The organism is Salinicoccus sp. HZC-1, assembly GCF_046736035.1.
Classification (GTDB): Bacteria; Bacillota; Bacilli; order Staphylococcales; family Salinicoccaceae; genus Salinicoccus.
On the sequence record NZ_CP177130.1, the window covers coordinates 41063 to 61506 of the forward strand.

Below are 20444 nucleotides of genomic sequence, written 5' to 3' on the forward strand. Positions count from 1 at the left end.
AGAGTGAGACTATGTCTAAACTAACATTACCACAATTAGAAGCCCATTTATGGGAGTCAGCAAATATACTAAGAGGTTCGATTGATTCCTCTGATTATAAAAACTATATATTTGGATTATTATTTTTGAAGCGTTTGAGTGACGTATTTATAGAGACAGCTAAGAAGGTCGAGCGAAAAGAAGGTGACGATTATGCATGGTATGATCGTGATGAACACCAGTTCTTTGTACCTGAAAGAGCCCGATGGACAGAAATCCAAATACAAACTCATGACATCGGTAATACAATCAATAAAGCTTTTGAGGCTCTAGAGGAAGAAAACCCTTCTCTAGTGGGTGTACTTGCCAATATTGACTTTAATGACAAAGAAAAACTGCCCGATAAATTATTGCTGCAACTCATTCAACATTTCTCAAAGATTGATCTCAGTAATGATAGTTTATCAGAACCGGATATGTTAGGCCGTGCATATGAGTATTTAATTAAACAGTTCGCAGATGATGCTGGTAAAAAAGGTGGGGAATTCTACACCCCTTCCAAAGTAGTTGAATTGATTGTTAACTTAATTAAACCAGAAGAAGGCATGCGAGTATGTGACCCTACGGTTGGTTCAGGCGGTATGCTCATTCAGTCTGTAGACTATATCAAATCACAAGGTGGTAATCCGCGTAATTTATCACTGCATGGACAGGAGAGAAACCTGAGTACATGGTCCATATGTAAGATGAATTTACTTCTCCATGGTTTGAGTGATCATCGCATTGAGCGTGGTGACACCATACGTGAACCAAAGCTATTAGGTGATGATAAAGAACTATTATTATATGACAGAGTTATCGCCAATCCACCTTTCTCGCTTAAAAACTGGGGGAGAGAAGAAGCAGAGAGCGATGAATATGGTCGTTTCAGGTTTGGTATTCCTCCTAAAAATGCAGGTGACTTTGCATTCGTTCAACATATGATAGCTACACTTAATCATGACGGTAAAGCTGGTGTGGTTATGCCTCATGGAGTACTATTCCGTGGTGGTGCTGAAGGTAAGATCAGAGAAGGTCTACTAAAAGAAGATGTAATAGAAGCAATTATTGGTCTACCCTCTTCTTTATTCTATGGTACTGGAATTCCAGCGAGCATCTTAATTCTGAACCGAAATAAAGAAGAAAAGCAAAAAGGAAAAGTTTTCATATTAGATGGTTCAAAAGATTACCAAGAAGGTAAAAACCAAAATATTCTTCGTGATAAAGATATAAAAAAAGTAATAAGTGCATATGATAAATGGGAAGGTAAAGAAAAATATTGTCGAGTAGTCAATATAGAAGAAACACAAGAGAATGATTACAACTTAAATATTGCCCGTTATATTGATACCACTGAAGAAGAAGAAGAGATTGATGTACAGACCGCACTAAATGATTTGAAGAAATTAGAGCAGGATAGAAATGAAATAGAGGAAAAGATGTTTGGGTATTTAAAGGAGCTTGGATATGATGAGTAATCATTCTAGTTGGACAACAAAATCTTTTTCAGAATGTGTAGATAAAATTATTGATCATCGTGGAAAGACCCCTAAAAAGTTAGGTTTAGAATGGGGGAATGGTAATATACTGGCTCTGTCAGCTAACAATGTAAAAAAAGGGAAAATTGACACCTCAATAGAAGCATATTATGGATCTGATGAACTTTATGACAAATGGATGACTAACGGAAAAGTCAATAAAGGCGATGTCATTATGACTATGGAAGCACCTCTGGGCAATGTCACTCAAATCCCTGACACTAAAAAATATATATTAAGTCAAAGAGTTGCGGCCTTTAAAACAATAGAAGATATAGACGATGATTATTTTAAGTATTATCTCTCTTCTAGTAAATTTCAAAATTTGCTTGATAGATTCTCGACGGGAACAACTGCTAAAGGAATAAGTCAGAAAAATTTGCGACCTTTACCTGTTTCGTATCCATCTATAAAAGAACAGCAAAAAATCGCATGTATCCTCTCCTCTGTAGATGAAGCCATCGAAAAAACAGAAGGTATCGTTAAACAAATTAAGATAGTAAAAAGAGGTATAACGCATGAACTCTTTAGTAGAGGAATCGGGAATACAGAATATAAAGATTCCGATGTTGGTAGAATTCCTAAATCATGGAAAGTAGTCGATATGGATACTGTATTCGATACAATTGATGGAGATCGAGGTAAAAATTACCCAAATACAAACGACTTTATAGATGAAGGTTACTGTTTATTTTTAGACACAAAAAATGTTACAAAATCTGGATTTATTTTTGATACTAAGAAATTTATATCAAAAGAAAAAGACAAAGTGCTTAGAAATGGAAAACTTTCTAGAAACGACTTTGTAATGACTTCTCGTGGTTCTATAGGCAATATTGCATTTTATGGTGAAAACATACCATATGAAAATATTAGAATAAACTCAGCCATGCTAATCTTACGGGCGTACGATAAAGAATTAAACTTTGATTTCTGGATGCATTTATTAAGAGGTAGGGTAATAGAAAAATATATACGAAAATTTAAAGTGGGAAGTGCTCAACCACATATTACAAAAAAAAGTTTTCAGCAATTAAAAGTTAGTATTCCTAGTTCCAGTAAAGAACAGCAAGAAATTGCTAATATTTTAAATGAGATTGATAATAAAATTAGGAATGAAAATGATAATCTTCTATACTTAAAGTCTCTTAAAAGAGGTCTCATGAAACAACTCTTAACAGGCAAAGTACGTGTACCTATTACTGAGAATGAGGAGGTTCCACAATGAGTGAAGCACAAGCTTACAATGAAGAAACGTTAGTAGAAAATCGAATGATTAACCAACTTCAGAAGCTTGGCTACGACTATATTCATGGCACGGGACTGAATCGCGAACGAACTTCAAATACTGAAGTTGTTTTAAAGAATCGCTTAACAGAGTCTGTTAAGCGCCTGAATCCTTGGATCAGTGAGAACAACTTAAATAAAGTCGTCCGTAATATCACTCATATGGACGCAGCCAGCTTAATGGAGGCAAACCAACATTTTCATGAATTACTGGTAAATAAATTATCCATACAACAAGACCTAGGCGGTGGCCGTAAAAATCAAACAGTGACATTGATTGACTTCGATAATATTGATAACAATGACTTTGTCATCACAAACCAATTGGGGTTATTACACGCGAGTGGGACAATCTATCCTGATATTATGGTGTACGTCAATGGTCTTCCCTTGGTTGTCATCGAGTGTAAAAGTCCAGAGTTGCCACCAGATATGCAGTTGGGCGAAGGGATACGACAGTTATTAAGGTACCAAGACATAAACGAAAAGCTCTTTCATTACAATCAGTTCTTAATCTCCACCAGCAATGATCGGGCTAAAATCGGTACAATTGCTGCACAGGCTAGGCACTATAGTACATGGAAAGAACCTTATCCCTTATCTGTCGAAGAGGTCGGTGATAATGCTTCAGCACAGGACATACTCACTACCGGTATATTAGATAAAGAGCGCTTGTTTGATATTATTCAAAACTTTATCGTCTACGAACCGGAAGATGGTCGTGTGATTAAGAAAATGGCTCGCTACCAACAATATCGTGCGGTTAATAAAGCAGTGGACCGGATTCAAACTGGAGAACACCCACAGTCTCGTGGCGGTATCGTATGGGCGACTCAAGGCTCCGGCAAATCATTGGCAATGGTCTTTTTATCCATGAAGTTACGTCGAATCGAAGCTCTGAAAAATCCAGTCATTGTTGTGGTTACAGACAGGCAAGATCTCGACCGTCAGATTACCGCAACCTTTAAGCGTAGTGGATTTCCAAATCCACAACAGGCAGAATCGGTAGAACAGCTGAAGTCTCTGTTACAACAAGGACCTGGTACAACAGTCATGACACTCGTCCAAAAGTTCCAGACAAACGAGGATGAGGAGTATCCATTACTGACAGAGGCTGAAAATGTGATTGTACTGGTCGATGAGTCCCACCGAACCCAGTACAGCTCTCTGGCTTTAAATATGCGTACCGGTTTGCCAAATGCGACATATATAGGATTTACAGGGACACCGATTGATAAGGAAGATAAGAGTACTATCCGAACATTCGGGAGTTATATTGATAAGTATTCAATCGAAAAAGCTGTCGAAGATGGTGCGACCGTGCCGATATTTTATGAGGCGCGCCTGGTTGATTTACATGTGCAGGGAGAGTCGATCGACACCCTGTTTGATCGTTTCTTCAGAGAATATTCTGACGAAAACAAGGAACGGATCAAGCAAAAATATGTCACCGAACAAGCGCTGACAGAATCTCATAAACGAATTCGGTCCATCGTCTTGGATATGATTGAGCATTACGAGAAACATATCGAACCGAATGGATTTAAAGCACAGGTGGTGACTGTGTCCCGGAAAGCAGCAGTCACTTATAAAAAGTTTCTGGATGAACTCAGTGACTATGAATCCGCGGTGATTATTTCCCCGAAGCATAATGATGAACCAGAAATGCAGCAGTATGCTTTGTCTTCTGCTGAGGAAAAGGAAATGATTGAGCGATTCAAGAAACCATTAGAGGATGATCCGCTGGCTTTCATCATTGTGTGTGATAAATTGATTACCGGTTTTGATGCACCGATCGAACAAGTCATGTACTTGGATAAACCGTTGAAGGAACACAACCTGCTGCAGGCGATTGCGAGAACGAACCGTACTTATGAACATAAGACCCACGGTTTAATCGTGGACTACTATGGTGTTTCACGGTTTTTAGAAAAGGCACTCGGTATTTTTCATGATGATGATGTCAAAGGCGCAATGTTCCATGTCGATGAGGAAATTCCACGATTACAGTCCCGGCACCGTCGGGTGATGCAGTTCTTTGACGGTATTTCCCGTAATGATTTGGAAGGGCATATCAGAGTACTGGAACCTGAAGACAGAAGAAACACCTTTGATACAGCATTCAAGAAGTTTTCAGAGAGCATGGACACGATTATGCCCAGTCCACAAGCCAAGCCTTTCATCGATGATTTAAAGTGGCTGGGGAAAGTCAGAAAGCATGCGAAATCCCGTTATTATATCGATGATGGCACAATGGACATTTCTGATACTGGTGGCAAAGTCCGGGAATTGATTGAAGAATACGTTTATGCGACGTCTCCTAGAATATTATTTGAACCGGTGAGTATTCTCTCTAATCAATTTGATGAAAAGTTGGATGCCATTAAGGGACCGGAAGCCAAAGCAGCTGAAATGGAACATGCCATTAAACACGAGATTCGAGTTAAGTTTGACGAAAACCCAGTTAAATATACTTCTTTAAGAGAACGTTTGGAGTTACTCATTGAGCAGCGTAAGGAAAGACATTTAGAATTTGAAGACCTATTTGAAATGTATCAAGAGATGAGAGAAGAATTGACGAATCTGAATCAGGAGAGTCAGTCTTACGGTTTAAAAGATACAAAGCATTTACCGTTTTATCAACTGTTGGAAGCACATGCGCCAGAAGATATAGAGCAAGAGAAAATCAAAGATTTAACTGAATTAATTACTGATATTATCCAAGATAATGCAGTGATTGATTGGACCGAGAAAGACGATGTAAAGCGCAATATGCGTAGTCAGCTGAAAAGGCAATTAAGAGCCAGTACCATTCCAAATAAGCAAGTGGAGTCTGTGGCGAGAGAATTAGTCCAATTAGGTGAAATACACTATAATATTAGATAAATAAAGATATAACCGTCTTGGTTATATCTTTATTTTTGAGTGTCATGTAGTTGTCTGTTTTGTAAGCTGTGTAATTCCATGCCATGTACACGTAACCACTCTTTGGACGCTTTATAGTGTGGGAGTGTATGACGCACGATTCGCCAAAATTTTTCGTTGTGCTCCAGTTCAATTAAATGTGCGAGTTCATGAACAAGAACATAATCAATGACCCCGACAGGCGCCATTACAAGACGCCAGTTTAAATAGATATCTCCATTCTGTGTACATGTCCCCCACCGTTTGAGTTGTGATTTCAATGTAAGTGAACGTGGCACCACATTTATCATCTCTTGATAAATATTTGCACGTTCAATCACTTTTTTTGTGCCATGTACTTTGTACCAGGAGATCATTTCTTGTTCCAGGTGATACTGTACTTCTTTTTGAGACCAATCATTCGGTACTTTGGCGATGAATCGGCCTTGGTGGAACTGTATGGAAGCGTCTTTGATATTTTCTCGGTAAACTTTTAACCGATAATTGCGGCCTAAGTACGGTAGTTTTTCTCCGCTGACAAATTCAATTGGTTGTATTGTGTGTTTAACTTCATTTAATTCTTCAATTTTTTGCACAATCCAGGGTGCTTTCTTATACAGCAACTGGCTCAGTATTTTCTCATCTATATCTGCCGGTGCATGGACTTCTACTCCATTAATCAGATTGACTGTGATTTTGAGGTCATTACGTACCTCACTGTACATACTATAATAAATCTCTGTGGATCCATACTTTATGATTGGCATGATGTACCTACTTTCAATGTCTTACTCCTATAGCATTATACCAAAAATATATATAAGTGTTACTAGGACAAAAGACAGGGGATGAATATCTGGCTCCTTATTAATTTAAAAGGTATACTTTTTATACATGAGAAGGTGCAGATGGCTCAAAAGTATCAAGTGAGAGCGAAATTCGAATTCATTTTTCTGAGGAAATATAAAAGGAGGTAATTCCGCCTTGAGATTAAATTATCTTAATAACGATATTTTTATAAATTATAAACCCTTTCTGCAGGGCAGAGATTTAAAAAAGGACTTTAATATATTTCAGGTTACTGGCTTTCCACATTACGAGGTCGTTTCAAGCCGTGTTTTAGAATTTTTCTTTGATCCAAATGAATCACATGGGCTTGGCACCCTCTTACTAGAGGCATTATCTACTTTCCTGGTTTCAGAAAATGATGTGCAATCTTTTATTAACATTGATTGGAAAGTTGAGAGAGAAGTAATTACCGGTAATAAAAATCGGATTGATGTCCTATTGAAATCAGATGATTATGTGGTTGCTATTGAGAATAAAATTTATGCCACAGAATATAATGATTTAAACGATTACCTTAACCACATCAAAAGAGAATTCAACATCAAAAATAATTATGGCGTAGTTCTGAGTTTACACACCACTACATTTAACGAACGGGGTTGGAAGAATATAACCTATCAGCAATTTTTCGAGTGTGTTAATAAAATTTTAGGTAGTTATTTTATTGGCAGCAATACAAAAGGTTTAATGTTTCTCCATGATTTTATTGAGAACTTAAAAATTTTAAAAGAAGGGAACCGTTTAAACATGAGTAACCCTAAACAACTAATGGACTTCGAACACTTTATTGAAGACCACTATCAATCTATTATCGATATGGATACAGATTTAAAAATTTACAAAAAAGAATGTGGTCAATTAGTGAATGGCATACTCAATTTATTTGAGAATAGCGAAATAAAGCATGAGATAAATAACACTTTAGGGGAAACATTGATAGCGGCTGAAGAAAAAGCATATTTGAACAAAATTTATAAATTCACCCCAAGTACTGAACCACTAGCTGCGTTGGTAATAGATACAAAGATAACTCAGTATCCGAACTTGTCTTTAGCAATCGACTTTGAATTTGGTTATGACAAAGTCGTGGGCAGGAGTGGCCTTATACTCAAGATTTTTATACGAGGTGAGAAAGGTGCGCGAGTATGGCACAATGAACTGACAAACAAGCTAACCCAGATAGTAAATGATGACTATAAGAAAGTTGGCAATGTGATACACTATTTCTGCACTTCTGACATTTGGGGTAAAACAGACTTGGAACTAATTGATCTTGTAAAAGAAAAGTATATGGAGATAATAATTAGCCTACATAATATTCGAATCGAGTTAGGAGATAGCATTAAGTAAGGTTTTAAATAAAAATAAATATTATCGACTTTTAATTATTTTGATGGTCTGACTGGGGAAAAACCGCAGCATAGACTGGTACGCCGAGAGCTACCATAAATAATGCGGTTTTATTATAAAGAGAAGTAAATTTTTATAATTTAGAGATGATTATTGCTGTTGGTTACAGAATAAGATCTCATCGAGGAACACAATTCAGGCAATGGGCAACTCAACGTTTGAATGAGTATTTAGTTAAAGGATTCACCATGGACAACGAACGATTAAAAGATATGCGAAATATTGGTTCTGATTACTTTGATGAGTTACTGGAACGTATCAGAGATACCAGAGCCTCAGAAAAACGGTTTTATCAAAAGATTACAGACATTTATTCAACTGCAATTGACTATGATTCTAAAACCGAAATCACACAAAATTTCTTTGCAACCGTCCAAAATAAATTACATATGCGATACATGGTAAAATAGCTGCAGAATTAATTGTTGATCGAGCAGATTCTGAAAAAGATAATATGGGGTTAACCAGTTGGAATGGAGACAAGGTAAGGAAGCGCGATATCTCAGTTGCAAAAACTATTTAACTGAAAAAGAACTGAAGACTCTTAACAGGATAACTACTATGTACTTAGATTACGCTGAAGACCAAGCTAAGATGCAGCAGCCAACGTACATGGCAGATTGGGCCGAACGGCTGGATGCTTTTTTACAATTCAACAGGTGAGATATTTTAGACAATCCCGGTAAAGTATCTAATGAAGTAGCGAAAGAAATAGCAAGAGGTGAATATGAAAAGTTTAATTCTCTAAGAATAAAGAATGATCATCAAAAAGACGACTTTGAAAAATTTATTGAGCACAATAAATTGGAGGATTAAACCGCAACGAAGACTGATATGGTTGGAGTTGCCATAAATAAACAGTATCATTATGGAGGAGAAGCTCTACGCACTGTTTTAGATGTTGTTAGCGATAGTCCCGCTAAATATGTTGGAAAAATTCTGGTAAAATAAATGATGCAGGACATGTAGGTGAAATCTGTCAATCTCTCCTTTTTGCAGATATTCCAACGTTCCATGTTCGGAATATCGCATGGGCTGTAGATCTATTTTTTCTATAAAAGAGAGGGGAAATATGTTTGGAAAGTAATGAATATAAACAGCTATTGGCTGAAATAGAGAAATTAAAGTTTCACAATACCAGTTTGTTAACTCTTGTTGGTTTATTGAATGATGAGAAGATGCAGGAGCCTACAATTCAAGAAACCGTAGTTATGTTTGATTTATCCAAAGATGATTTAAGAGAGTTAACAAAACTTATTCAAAGTTATGAAGGCAATAATTTTGCGTTGGAACAAAAAGCTTTGAAAATTAATCCGATTTTTAAAAAGCAGAATATCATATCCATTGTGAAATCCTTTGTAACTTCTGGAATGTTTGAAAAGAAAAGTAAAGAAATAATAAAGTCGTATGAATAGATCAACTTCTTAACTACTGTTATTTAATCCAATTTTCTTATATGACATGCATGTATAATTCAGTAACTCATTAATGAAAGAGCTCTTCCCAGCTTATAAAAAGGAAGAGCTTTCATTTTTTAAAGTCATAATTTCATTTTCTTCATGTTTGAGTAATGAAAATTTTTCTTCATCAGTTTTATCAGAGATTGATATTTTCAAACTATTATCATTAATTTCTTTTGCTCTATCTCTAAATTTTTTAGATTTTGTATTAATAATAATTTCATTTCCTATACTTGTAATCTTTTCAAGTAAATCATTTACTCGAAGTTCAAAACTCAAATCCAATTCTTTAACTTTTGCTTCTATTATTGCATTTCTAACTGCGTATTTTATAACAAAATAAAAAATAAAAGCTGCAACTATTAACTCCATATTATTCTCCCTTGTTGATTCTAATTCACGAGTAAAATCTTACGTGTAGTCTATATTGAATTATAATACCTCACTTTTCCTAAGATTCATAACAAATATAGATACAATCAGCTAATTCTTCAGTCGTACCAGCAATGGCAGAGTGATGATTGATGACGCCATGTGCCACCTGATGGCGAGAATGCTTAAAGAACCAGTCACCAACCTGCTCGTTCAATTCGAATATAATGAATCACTGAACATAATGCTGGAAGTCATACTGATTGCAGACCAGCTGTCGAAGATTTTTATCGATAAAAATAAAAACTATTCAGATGCCAGATGGAGAAAAATTTCCTGACCTCTGATAAAATGTCTCTTTAAAGACTGTTGATTAACTTTCTATGTTCCAGGGAAGATAAACTGGAAACTGAAAATTAAAAGGAGATATGGAAATTATGAGTCCGGAACAAATAGGGTTTGCGCTGCTTTACTTAGGATTGTTTCTGCTGATTGGAAAATGGATCAGAATGCATTCATCATTTATGCAGAATCTCTTTCTGCCCGCCTCGGTCATCGGCGGGTTCCTCGCATTGCTTTTAGGACCTGAGGTACTCGGCCGGATACTCAGGAATTTTACCGGGGAGGATTCATTTTGGGCGACCGGAATCTTAACTTCAGAAATTATGGAAGTATGGTCGGCGCTCCCCGGCCTGATGATAAATATAGTATTTGCCACTTTATTTATAGGGACAGTCCTTCCAAATCTAAAGAGAATATGGGATGTTGGTGGGCCGCAGCTCGCTTTCGGCTGGACACTCGGCTGGGGTCAGTATGTCATCGGTTTGCTGCTTGCAATGCTGGTATTAGTTCCATTTTACGATATGCCACCATTTATCGGTGCCCTCATTGAGATTGGATTCGAAGGTGGACATGGTACGGCGGCCGGTCTTCAGGACACGTTTGATGAACTCGGATTCCCGGAAGCCTATGACATTGCTGTCGGATTGGCGACAGTCGGCATATTAACAGGTGTTGTTGCCGGTATTGCGCTGATCAACTGGGGCGTACGAAGAAACCATACACAGGTGATCACTGATGCTAAAGGCATGTCACCGACTCAAAAAGCAGGTATCGTTGAATTTGAAGATCGCGGAGAAGGCGGAAAAAAGACTGTCAGGCCTGAATCGATCGATACATTCACTTTTCATTTTACTATAGTCGGACTGGCCATTCTCGTCGGTTATATCATATTGCAGGGCATCACCTGGTTGGAAGCTTCGATCTTCGGCTCTAATTTTATGACATATGTACCGTTATTCCCGCTGGCGATGATTGGTGGTCTGATTGTACAGATTTTCGTCAGTAAGTTCGATATATCAGAACTGGTGGACAGAAATACAGTGACCAGTATACAGGGATTCTCACTTGATATACTTATCGCAAGTGCAATAGCGACTGTATCAATCTTAGTCATTGGGGATTATCTTGTCCCATTCTTACTGTTGGCTCTATTTGGAATTGCCTGGAACCTGTTTGGATTCTTCGTCTTTGGACCAAGGATGATGCCGGATTACTGGCTTGAAAGAGCTGTAGGTGATTTTGGACAATCAACAGGGGTGACCGCTACAGGGCTTATGCTGATGCGTGTCGCCGACCCGGAAATGAAATCGCCGGCAACTGAAGGTTTCGGCTATAAGCAGCTGGTTTTTGAACCATTCCTTGGCGGCGGTCTGGTTACAGCATTATCTGCACCACTCGTCTTTATGTGGGGACCGATACCATTCCTCATTTTCTCAACCGTTATGCTGATAGTCGGTATAGTTGTCGGGCTGTTTTATTTCGGTAAAAGGAAACTCGAATAGTTACTTTAAAATGAAAATATATTCATGACCAGAGAACGCTCCCCGGATTTGTCTTATCATTCCAGGGAGCGTTCATTTTAACTTGAAAGAGACAGGGTAAAATAAGAATCGAATAAAAAAACCATAAATCATTGACACGGTCGATAAGCGGCAGGATGATGATTTATGAAAATCACTTTGGTAACTTCTTGACAGATTAAAAGAGAAATACTGGGTGCAGGCAGTGGATGCATATAAAAAAGAATCAGCAAGTACGCGAAAATGAAGGTTGAACTGATTGAAGTACAGGACGAGAGAACCGAATAATGCCGGTGATAAGAGATTGAGGTGGTGAAAGTCATACTGATGGAGCAGATATTCAGAGTGAATTAGATTATAAAGAATGAAAGTTATCATAAATAAGCGCGTAAAAATGAAGGTTTTGCCATCATCTATCCAATGATTTTAAATATATGCAAATGAAAAAACCCGTATTGTCTGGAATAAAGGCCAGATAATACGGGTTTAGATCATAGGTGATTAAGATCTTACCACCAGTTGTTAGCATTGCGGAACTGCATTGCTTCTTCAACTGAACCATACCGTTCTTCAGCGTAGTTGATCATGCCTTCTGTCTGTGTTGCAACAGAGCCAGTGCCCCATGATTCTTTCGTTTGGCCTAAGCCTTGATACCCCAGCTCATTGACTGCATTCGGGTTACCGCTTGATTCCGGCATAACAATATTTTGCCACATTGCTTCTGTACCGCCGGCAGCCAGGAATTGTTCTTTAGTAGAACCGTCAGCTGATGCTTGTGTGTTTTGTTCAGGCGCAGCTGCTTGAACATCTTCTGATTGTTGTGTGTTTTGAGCAGGTTGCTCCTGCGTTTGCTCTGCGCTTTCTTCAGTCACCTGAGGCGCCTCTTCTGCCTGCTGCTGTGGCTGTGTCTCTTCAGTTACCTGAGGTGCTTCTTCAGTTTGCTGTGTTTCAGCTATTTCGTTTTGTGGAGCTTCATAATTGTAGCCACCGTATTCCCATGAATAATTAGTGCCGTCTGATTCGAAGTTATAGTTAACGCCGTCAATGTTGAAGTTGTAGCTGTATTCACCTTCATGGATTGGCGCGTTATTCAATTTGCTTGAATTGGATTGAGCCATTTGTGCAAGCTCGCCCTTGTTGATTTCTGAAGCCTCTGCATTTTGATCTGCTGCAACGCCAGTTACTCCCAGCCCTAATGCCAATGTCGTAGTTAAGATAGTTTTTTTCATAACTTTTTTCATCCTCCGGATAATTTATATTAATCGTGGTTGTTGTTTTTTAATCGTTTTAAGCTAAACATATTTTTTTAGGTCTTAATTTTTCAAGACAATGACTAATATAACATGGATGTATCTATAGAAGGTTACAGCCTAATAATAATGAAGTTACAATCCGCATCACTGAATGTAATGTAGTGTAATATTGAAATCTGCCTGTATTATCTCTGAATATTGCCATCCGGAAGACACAAATTTATTCTTTTAGAGGGTTTATAGAGGCTGAACAGACATTTTCATCTCTTTTAGTAAGAAAATTCAGGATTTAATATCAATAAAAAATAAACCGCTTGGGAAAACGATGCGGTTTATTTTATATGAATAATACCTTTTATTGAAGATGATAATATGAAAATTAATTTTTGGATTGAAGATGAGGGCTTCTTATTTTAGTCTGGCATTTCCATATTCACAAACGGGCGGTGATACTTAAGTTCACCTTTTATCCGTGTGACGTTGACATTATTTCCGCTGAGCCACTTGGCAAAGTCAAAAATGACAGGTGCCCTGTCGGGTCCGATGACAAACCACGCTTTTAATTCTTTAGGGAAATATGCGGATGTGTGTATTGTTCCGGCCGAGGCATCATATTTTTCTGAGAAAACACCGTGCTCGGGACTGTTCATCACTTTAAAAGCCTGGTAGGGATTTGTGGAACTCTTTTGCCGGGTTTGTATTGTTTCTTCCCTCCGTCGTGTTTCTTCCTGGCGGTAACGGTTTTCTTCATTCAGCAGATGAAAATGGTTTGTACATACATTGGACTGTCGCACGGCCACTCTTCTGGGTGATGCTTCCACGACGTAGGACTCACCATCCGGATCCAAAAGGACATAGCTGAATGAATGCCTGTGTGGAATGGTCTCCAGTAAAGAAATGGCCTCTTTCACATTTGCGCATGTTTCCAATATAAGGCGCGCAATCATGCTGCACATGAATCCATCACCTGCCATCTTACTGTGGGTGAAGTTGTAGCCGGTCACCAGTCCTTTTTCATTCATGCCATCTATACGCCCTGTAATCTGCATGGAAGGAGCGATAAAGGCGTAGCCCTCATCACTTGGTGCGTAAAATATAAAACGGCCTTCATATCCCCGCGGATGACTGTCGTAATTACGCACCATATACTCCGTATCGGTAAAAATGGAACAGCCGCTTCTCTTGAATTCCAAATAATATCCGCCAAATGACCGGAATGCCTTATTCATATCCATATCAAGTGCATCAGCTAGCCCGTGAATTTCATCTAGAATGGCCGGTGCGATTTTTTTTATAATTTCTAAATATCTTTCCGGATCAATCATAAAATGCCTGTCTCTTTTCGGTCCCCATTGTTTTTCACGGTTAGGCAAAATCGGGGAATCTTTAAGGAGTCTCCCCTGGTAATATCCAAAATCATAATGAGTACCTCTGAATTGAACGACATCACTGTAAAATTGCTTCAATTATTTCACCCCCGGCGATGTATTTGAAATTTCAATAATCAGGATTATTTGAAAGACACTATATAAAAATGAAATACACAGCAATTAAAGCTTATCACAGTAAAAAATCAGATAAAGAACAGGGGCGGAAACTTAGGAATAACCAGTCCGTCCCTGTATAACTTTGAGTCATTTTAAAAAGTTATTTTAAATCATCGTTGTCCTCAGTTTCTGTGGTGTGTGCCTCATCAGGAGAGTCCTGATCTTTTTCTTCTTTAACTTCTTCCTTTTCACTGAAATCACCTTTATCACTGTTGGATAAATTCCCCAGGAAACTTTCCAGATCAAAGCCTGTCATCTGCCCCATGCTCTCTTGAAGATTTGCCATTGTCCCTGTAACAGTGTTTGGCAGTGATTTTAACTGATCTCCATTGCCTCCGTCTAAAATACGGATGGATTCGACATTACTCATGGATTCACTGACTGCTCTTGCAAAATCAGGCATGATTTCGATGAGTTGTTCCAAGATAATGACGTCTTTGTGTTCTGACATTGCCTTGGCACGACGCTCAATCGCTTCAGCTTCAGCGAGGCTCTTTTCTCTGATGACTTCAGCTTCAGCCTTACCTTCAGCTTTACGCGCCTCAGCACTGGCTTCAGCTTCTTTAGTCCGTGCATAGTAATCGGCTTCAGCTTGCTGTCTGCGGACTTCAACCTGTTGCTTCTCAAGTGCAACATCATTTTCACGTTCCATCTGACGCAGCTTCAATTCGTTCTGTTTCTCCTGCTCACGAATTTCCAGACGCTGTCGTTCTACTTCTAAACGACGTTCTTCCTCTTCAAGTTGACCAGCCGCTCTGGCAGACGCATTTTCTTTCTCAGTTTCAGCAAGGTTTCTTGCTTCTTTCAAGTCTTTCTCTTTACGACTGTCAGCAATATTCATCTCTCTTTTATATTGCTCATTGGAGATATCTTCATTATCTTTAGCTTGCTGAATCTCTGTTTCACGTCTACTTTCGGATTCAGCAATTTCTGCTTCCTTCTTTACTCTGGCAATCTGGGGACGGCCCAGGTTTTCAAGATAGTTTTCATCATCTCTCAGATCAGATAAACCTAATGAAGTGATTTTAAAGCCCATTCTGTTAAGTTGGTCTTGTGCTATTTCGCGTACTTGTTCGTTGAAACTCTCACGGTCTTTATTGATCTGCTCGACCGTCATTTTGGATAGAATCGCACGAAGATTTGAGTTTAGGACTTCAGAGATTTCATGTTCAACATCTTTCTGATCTTTACCAAGGAACTGTTCCGCGTATTTGACGATACCATCAAGATCATCAGCAACTTTTACTGTAGCCACTGCCTGTCCGTAAATTCCTACACCTTCAAGAGTGTACACTTTCGGTGTTGAAATTTGTAATTGGAATGATTTTAATGATACTTTTGTACCGGTTTGGAACATCCTAAGTCTGTGGCCGCCGCCACGAATAACTTTCATATAACGGCCTTGATCGTCTTTATAGATATTGGTCTCTTTAGCTTCGTCCCCCAGATTGGGGCCTGTAACGATAAGTGCTTCGTTGGAAGGAACAGTACGGTATCTGGCTTTCATGAATAAGTACCAACCGATGATTCCTGCAATAATTGCTGCAATAATTACGAGTATTGTTAATAAAGTACCTGTGATTTCAAACATATGCGAACTCCTTCTATTTTAATTTTACGAAAATACTAAGGGACTAAATGGCAGAGATCAATATTAGATCATAATTTATCCGCTCCTTTTGGTTTTTGATTCGAATATGTAATAAAATTTATTTTGTTTCTTCCTCATTATAAGATTATCTTCCATAACTATTAATTTGTTTCAATATCCAACTCTTTCTATACAGTATTTAACCTGAAACGACAATTTAAAGCCGAAAGATAAAAGGTTTCCAACAACGAAGTGACTAAATAACTATGTTTATGAATTTTCAATTTTTATATTCAACGGTTGAAACAAGCGTAGTATAAGAACCACCTGTTGTCCAGTGAGCGGAAAGGGAATTGTTTATTAAAAAAACAGTTCTATCCATGAAAGGAAGAACTGTATCAAAATAATTTATTTATTTTTTTAAAAATACGACGACTCCATATGAAGAGAGATGCAGTTTGTCATCTTCTAATTTATTGCCATCATTTTGCAGAACGATTTGTTCAGGCTGCCATTGCTTACCGATTTGAATCGTATCGGTGTCTACAGAAAAGTTGCAGCAGACCAATGCTTTTTTCTCGTCTAAAGTTCGTTTATAGACGTACAATGTATCTTTTGTCTCTATCATTTTATAAGAACCCTCTTGGAATAACTCTGTTTTCTTCAAGTCGATCAATTTTCTGTAAAAATGGAGAATACTATTTTCATCTTTCTCCTGGTCTTTTACATTATATATTGATTCACGATTATATAAAATCCAGGGAACCCCATCTGAGAAGCCGACTTTTTCACTGTCATCCCACTGCATAATACCGCGGCTGACATCTCGGGCGGTAAGGTTTAAATGATTCATTATTTTCTTGTGATCCCAGCCAGCTTTATGCGCTTCCTGATAAAAATCCATCACTCCTGAACTCGGGATATTTCCCGGGTCATCAAAAGCAATATTTTTCATACCGATCTCTTCTCCGTTATAGATGATGGGAATCCCTTTTTGCAGATAAAGAAGAGCAGCCATCATTTTAGCTGTATTTTCCCGGTGCCGAATATCTACGTTGCCATATTTATGCAGCGAACGGGGCAGATCGTGATTCGACCAGAAAAGTATCGGACCACCGTTCTGTCCTTCTTTCTCTTGGAATTCCTTCTGCACTTCTTTGAAAGCTTTCAAATCCAAAGGTGCATGCTGCTTCCCTTTCGGAACGGAGTCATCCATTTTATCTTTTTTCTCCGGAAAGTATTGCATTGTAATGATTTTGTCCACCATATTATTTTCTGGGTCTGTGTACCATTGTGTCAAATCAGCATCTGCGCTGGTAGCCTCGCCTACAAGAAATACTTCTTTTTCCTGGTATTTGATTGAGCGGTTCATCTCATTCAAATAATCTTTAATCCTTTCTCCATTTCTATTGAGATCCTGTCCCGGCCCCTTTTCTTCAGGATGCTCCGGGAAATCTTTGTTGATATCGATATAAATAAACGCATCCAATCGAAAGCCATCGATTCCTTTTTCAATCCAGTAATTCAATACTTCTGCCATTTCTTTTCTCAATGGAGGATGGTCCCAGTTGAGATCCGGCATTGACTGTTTAAACAGATGCAGGTAATACTGGTCTCCATTGAGTTCCTTGCTCCAAGCAGAACCGCCAAAAGCTGCTGTCCAATTGTTGGGGTACGGGCGGTTCTCTTCGGCCTCCGTCCATATATAATAATCACGGTAAGGATTGTCTAGGCCTTTCAATGCTTCCTGGAACCAGGAATGCTGTGTAGAAGTATGATTCAACGGGAAATCAAAGATGATTTTTATTCCCCTATCCTTCAATTCCTTAATCAATCGATCTCCGTCTTCTTCCGTGCCGAAAAGAGGATCGACTTTTGTATAATTGATCGCATCATATCCATTATCCTTCTGATTGGATAAAATCATTGGATTAATCCAAACTGTGTTTACACCTAAGGATTCAATGTAATCCAATTTTTCCACTATGCCATTGATGTCACCAATCCCATCTCCATCTGTATCCTTAAAGCTTCTTGGATAAATTTGATAAATAATCGCTTCTTCCCACCATTTTTTATGACTCATCGTGTCACCTTCTATCCTTTCATTTACCTAATATTTTCCCCAAAAATCTTTTAGTAATCCAGTGTGATAATTTGTGTATGAATACGCCAAAGCGAAAAGACACGCATATCTCCATATTTCCCGACGAAGCTGCAGAAGCTCGAACACATATAGAATGTTGCTTCAAAGAATTATTCATTGCCCTGTTAGAGAATCGATGCAGGGTTATCGTGTGCAGGATTGAAAAAAATATTTTGATATGAAAGAAGTAATCATTATATGAGAATTAATTCATCTATAGAAACCTCTCGTGGAATAAGATTAGGGAAAGTGACAGGCACCCAAGACGTTATTCACTCGGTTTTCCAAAAACAAGATACCAAACCTGCTTTATTCATTTCGCACGTAATATTTCTCATAAAGTTCGTGTGTCGGATTGGAAGGCAATCTGTGAAGATCTGAAGTTCTTGTATCTCGCCACTGATAAAGCAAGAGCTGAGCAGGCTTTGGATGATTTATAGAGAAGTGGAAAAAATTTCTGCGCCAAAGTCACGCAATCATTGAAAGACAATCCCGATCTGTTCACCTTTTATGACTTTCCACCGGTTATGACTTTCCACCGGCCATCAGGAGAAGTATTTACGCCACGAATCTGTTTGAATCGTTCAACAAGGGAATCAAACGGTACAGTAAGGGCAAAGAGCAGTTTCCGAACGGAGCGTCGCTTGATCGTTTCTCGTTACTTAATTCGAAGTCTATAACCAGCAGTTTGCGACACGGTGTCACATCGATTTTGACCAGGCACACGCCGAATTAACTGAAATGTTTAGCGAGTAATGCACACTGCAAGAAAAGATATGCATTCATTTACACATAATTATTGACACTCCCCCTTTTTTATAAATGGTCACAGCCATTCTTAATTCTGTTACATAAATATCATTATCTCCCTTATACACTATTTGAAAATATTCAATTAAAAATCTGAATAATTTGTTTTTTGACACAGATATCTACATACTACAAAGTAAGCCGTGTTTAATTTACTTTATACATAAGAGGAGAAATTAAAATGAAAAAAGGGTTGGGATTAAGCTTCATACTCAGTGTCGGTATTCTTGCTACGTTAGGACATAGCAATGCTTTTTCAGGTTTAGAAGAACATTCTATAGTAGAGGCCAGTGAATCCGATGAAAATACAAACGAAGAAGCAAGTGGGGAAGAGGAAACAACCAGCGCATCAGAACTTTTTAATCAAGTAAAAAATAACGAACCGACAAGCGAAAGAATCAGTGCCTTAGAAGATATTGGAATGCACTATTATTGGCATGGTGGAGACATTAAAGAAGCCGAAGAGGAAATATTTAGCGGCATTTCTCTCCACGGTGATTATGATGTGGTTGAACAGGCTTTCCGTCAGGCTACAGTACTCGACCCGTATGATTTGGATTTAAAATATTCTCTCGCTTCTGCTCAAATCCTTCAACAGAAAATTCCCGAAGCACTTGCTACTTATGAAGAGATTCTGGCTCATGAACCGGATAATTTTGAAGCACAGCTCATGCATGCTATTTATTCGAAAGTAGAAGAAGATGGAGAGAGTTACGAGACTGGCTTTAAAAAATTACATGAAATTGACAATGAAAGAGCCGAAGAATATAAAGAGAGAGTAAACAAGGTAGAAGACATTCAGTCTGTTTCCTTAAATACGGAAGTGCCGCAAGATATACCGGAAGAAAATCATGCATTTGTCGTCCTTGGCTATGCTCTTTCAGATGAAGGAGAAATGGAAGAAACCTTACTTGAAAGACTAAAAGTGGCAAAAAAAGCAGCAGAATCTTATCCAAATTCTAAAATCATCGTGTCAGGAGGAGTTCCTAAAGAAGGCATTACGGAAGCGGATGTAATGCATGAGTGGCTGATTGAAGAAGGTATCGAGGAAGACAGGATTTTTAAAGAAGACTTGGCTACAGATACCGTAGAAAATGGGTTATTTTCGATGGATATCCTTAAAGCACAAGAAGTTAAAGATATGACATTGATTACAAGCGCGAGTCATATGAGAAGAGCTCTGGTAGTTTTTGATGATGTGAATCACATGATGGAAAATACTGATGAAAATGCGGGAGAGCGTGATATCTCTCATATCGCATATATGGATTATGATACTCAGGAAGAAGCGCAAGAATTTGGTAAAGATGAAGAGATAGTCGTTTATCGGGACTTGATCCGTGCTTCTGGCATATGGTCCTATCCGGGCCTTCAAAGATAAATAAAAGGAGTGTAAA

14 protein-coding genes and 2 pseudogenes are annotated in these 20444 nt (G+C 38.2%); 10 read left to right on the forward strand and 6 right to left on the reverse strand.

Annotated elements, in window-relative coordinates:
- Window positions 1-11: 11 nt before the first annotated feature.
- Genes ACKRAT_RS00185 through ACKRAT_RS00195 form a run of 3 tightly spaced genes read left to right on the forward strand, consistent with a single transcriptional unit; the run spans window position 12 to window position 5729 of the window.
- On the forward strand, window positions 12-1496 hold the full coding sequence (locus ACKRAT_RS00185) for a type I restriction-modification system subunit M (protein WP_411843106.1): 1485 nt from the start codon (window positions 12-14) through the stop codon (window positions 1494-1496).
- On the forward strand, window positions 1486-2784 hold the full coding sequence (locus tag ACKRAT_RS00190; RefSeq protein ID WP_411843107.1) for a restriction endonuclease subunit S: 1299 nt from the start codon (window positions 1486-1488) through the stop codon (window positions 2782-2784). Before ACKRAT_RS00185 ends, ACKRAT_RS00190 begins: the two co-directional genes overlap by 11 nt.
- On the forward strand, window positions 2781-5729 hold the full coding sequence (locus tag ACKRAT_RS00195) for a type I restriction endonuclease subunit R (protein ID WP_411843108.1): 2949 nt from the start codon (window positions 2781-2783) through the stop codon (window positions 5727-5729). The genes ACKRAT_RS00190 and ACKRAT_RS00195 overlap by 4 nt, the downstream gene beginning before the upstream one ends.
- A gap of 29 nt (window positions 5730-5758) precedes the next feature.
- On the opposite strand, the gene ACKRAT_RS00200 is transcribed toward ACKRAT_RS00195, so the two are convergent.
- A complete protein-coding gene (locus tag ACKRAT_RS00200) occupies window positions 5759-6514 on the reverse strand; it encodes a M48 family metallopeptidase (protein WP_411843109.1) in 756 nt (251 codons plus the stop codon).
- Window positions 6515-6731: 217 nt separating this feature from the next.
- Here ACKRAT_RS00200 and ACKRAT_RS00205 point away from each other — a divergent pair, with 217 nt between their 5' ends.
- From ACKRAT_RS00205 to ACKRAT_RS00215, 3 genes and pseudogenes are all read left to right on the forward strand, one after another.
- Window positions 6732-7946 (forward strand): PD-(D/E)XK nuclease family protein, encoded by a 1215-nt coding sequence (locus ACKRAT_RS00205; RefSeq protein WP_411843110.1) that lies wholly within the window; start codon window positions 6732-6734, stop codon window positions 7944-7946.
- 146 nt (window positions 7947-8092) lie between these two features.
- A pseudogene (rhuM, locus tag ACKRAT_RS00210) lies at window positions 8093-8669 on the forward strand (RhuM family protein).
- Window positions 8670-9082: 413 nt separating this feature from the next.
- Window positions 9083-9421 (forward strand): hypothetical protein, encoded by a 339-nt coding sequence (locus ACKRAT_RS00215; RefSeq protein ID WP_411843111.1) that lies wholly within the window; start codon window positions 9083-9085, stop codon window positions 9419-9421.
- A 93-nt stretch (window positions 9422-9514) separates the two neighbouring features.
- Here the strand turns inward: ACKRAT_RS00215 and ACKRAT_RS00220 are convergent, their stop codons facing one another.
- A complete protein-coding gene (locus ACKRAT_RS00220) occupies window positions 9515-9838 on the reverse strand; it encodes a hypothetical protein (RefSeq protein WP_411843112.1) in 324 nt (107 codons plus the stop codon).
- Window positions 9839-9980: 142 nt separating this feature from the next.
- Here ACKRAT_RS00220 and ACKRAT_RS00225 point away from each other — a divergent pair, with 142 nt between their 5' ends.
- Window positions 9981-10178 carry a hypothetical protein gene (locus ACKRAT_RS00225; protein ID WP_411843113.1) on the forward strand — a complete coding sequence of 66 codons (198 nt, stop codon included), beginning with the start codon at window positions 9981-9983 and terminating at the stop codon, window positions 10176-10178.
- 97 nt (window positions 10179-10275) lie between these two features.
- A complete protein-coding gene (locus ACKRAT_RS00230) occupies window positions 10276-11682 on the forward strand; it encodes a sodium/glutamate symporter (RefSeq protein ID WP_411843114.1) in 1407 nt (468 codons plus the stop codon).
- Window positions 11683-12209: 527 nt separating this feature from the next.
- Here ACKRAT_RS00230 and ACKRAT_RS00235 read toward each other — a convergent pair.
- The 4 genes from ACKRAT_RS00235 to ACKRAT_RS00250 form a co-directional block, all read right to left on the reverse strand.
- Window positions 12210-12929 (reverse strand): hypothetical protein, encoded by a 720-nt coding sequence (locus tag ACKRAT_RS00235; RefSeq protein WP_411843115.1) that lies wholly within the window; start codon window positions 12927-12929, stop codon window positions 12210-12212.
- Window positions 12930-13366: 437 nt separating this feature from the next.
- Window positions 13367-14419, reverse strand: coding sequence for a C45 family autoproteolytic acyltransferase/hydolase (locus ACKRAT_RS00240; RefSeq protein WP_411843116.1), 1053 nt, complete (start codon window positions 14417-14419; stop codon window positions 13367-13369).
- 181 nt (window positions 14420-14600) lie between these two features.
- A complete protein-coding gene (locus tag ACKRAT_RS00245; RefSeq protein WP_411843117.1) occupies window positions 14601-16091 on the reverse strand; it encodes a flotillin family protein in 1491 nt (496 codons plus the stop codon).
- Window positions 16092-16503: 412 nt separating this feature from the next.
- Entirely contained in the window at window positions 16504-18177 is a 1674-nt protein-coding gene (locus ACKRAT_RS00250) for an alpha-glucosidase (RefSeq protein WP_411843118.1), read from the reverse strand.
- Window positions 18178-18518: 341 nt separating this feature from the next.
- Between ACKRAT_RS00250 and ACKRAT_RS00255 the strand changes: the two are divergent.
- Together ACKRAT_RS00255 and ACKRAT_RS00260 are read left to right on the forward strand one after the other, a co-directional pair.
- Window positions 18519-18993, forward strand: a pseudogene (locus tag ACKRAT_RS00255) (transposase); the annotation flags it as partial.
- Window positions 18994-19228: 235 nt separating this feature from the next.
- Entirely contained in the window at window positions 19229-20428 is a 1200-nt protein-coding gene (locus ACKRAT_RS00260; protein WP_411843119.1) for an ElyC/SanA/YdcF family protein, read from the forward strand.
- Window positions 20429-20444 lie beyond the last annotated feature (16 nt).

Bases quoted from the DNA above. Each gene is read 5' to 3' on its own strand.
- ACKRAT_RS00195 (WP_411843108.1), top strand. From the start codon at position 2,781: ATGAGTGAAGCACAAGCTTACAATGAAGAAACGTTAGTAGAAAATCGA.
- ACKRAT_RS00245 (WP_411843117.1), bottom strand. From the start codon at position 16,091: ATGTTTGAAATCACAGGTACTTTATTAACAATACTCGTAATTATTGCA.
- ACKRAT_RS00260 (WP_411843119.1), top strand. From the start codon at position 19,229: ATGAAAAAAGGGTTGGGATTAAGCTTCATACTCAGTGTCGGTATTCTT.
- ACKRAT_RS00250 (WP_411843118.1), bottom strand. From the start codon at position 18,177: ATGAGTCATAAAAAATGGTGGGAAGAAGCGATTATTTATCAAATTTAT.
- ACKRAT_RS00235 (WP_411843115.1), bottom strand. From the start codon at position 12,929: ATGAAAAAAACTATCTTAACTACGACATTGGCATTAGGGCTGGGAGTA.
- ACKRAT_RS00220 (WP_411843112.1), bottom strand. From the start codon at position 9,838: ATGGAGTTAATAGTTGCAGCTTTTATTTTTTATTTTGTTATAAAATAC.
- ACKRAT_RS00190 (WP_411843107.1), top strand. From the start codon at position 1,486: ATGATGAGTAATCATTCTAGTTGGACAACAAAATCTTTTTCAGAATGT.
- ACKRAT_RS00185 (WP_411843106.1), top strand. From the start codon at position 12: ATGTCTAAACTAACATTACCACAATTAGAAGCCCATTTATGGGAGTCA.
- ACKRAT_RS00230 (WP_411843114.1), top strand. From the start codon at position 10,276: ATGAGTCCGGAACAAATAGGGTTTGCGCTGCTTTACTTAGGATTGTTT.
- ACKRAT_RS00200 (WP_411843109.1), bottom strand. From the start codon at position 6,514: ATGCCAATCATAAAGTATGGATCCACAGAGATTTATTATAGTATGTAC.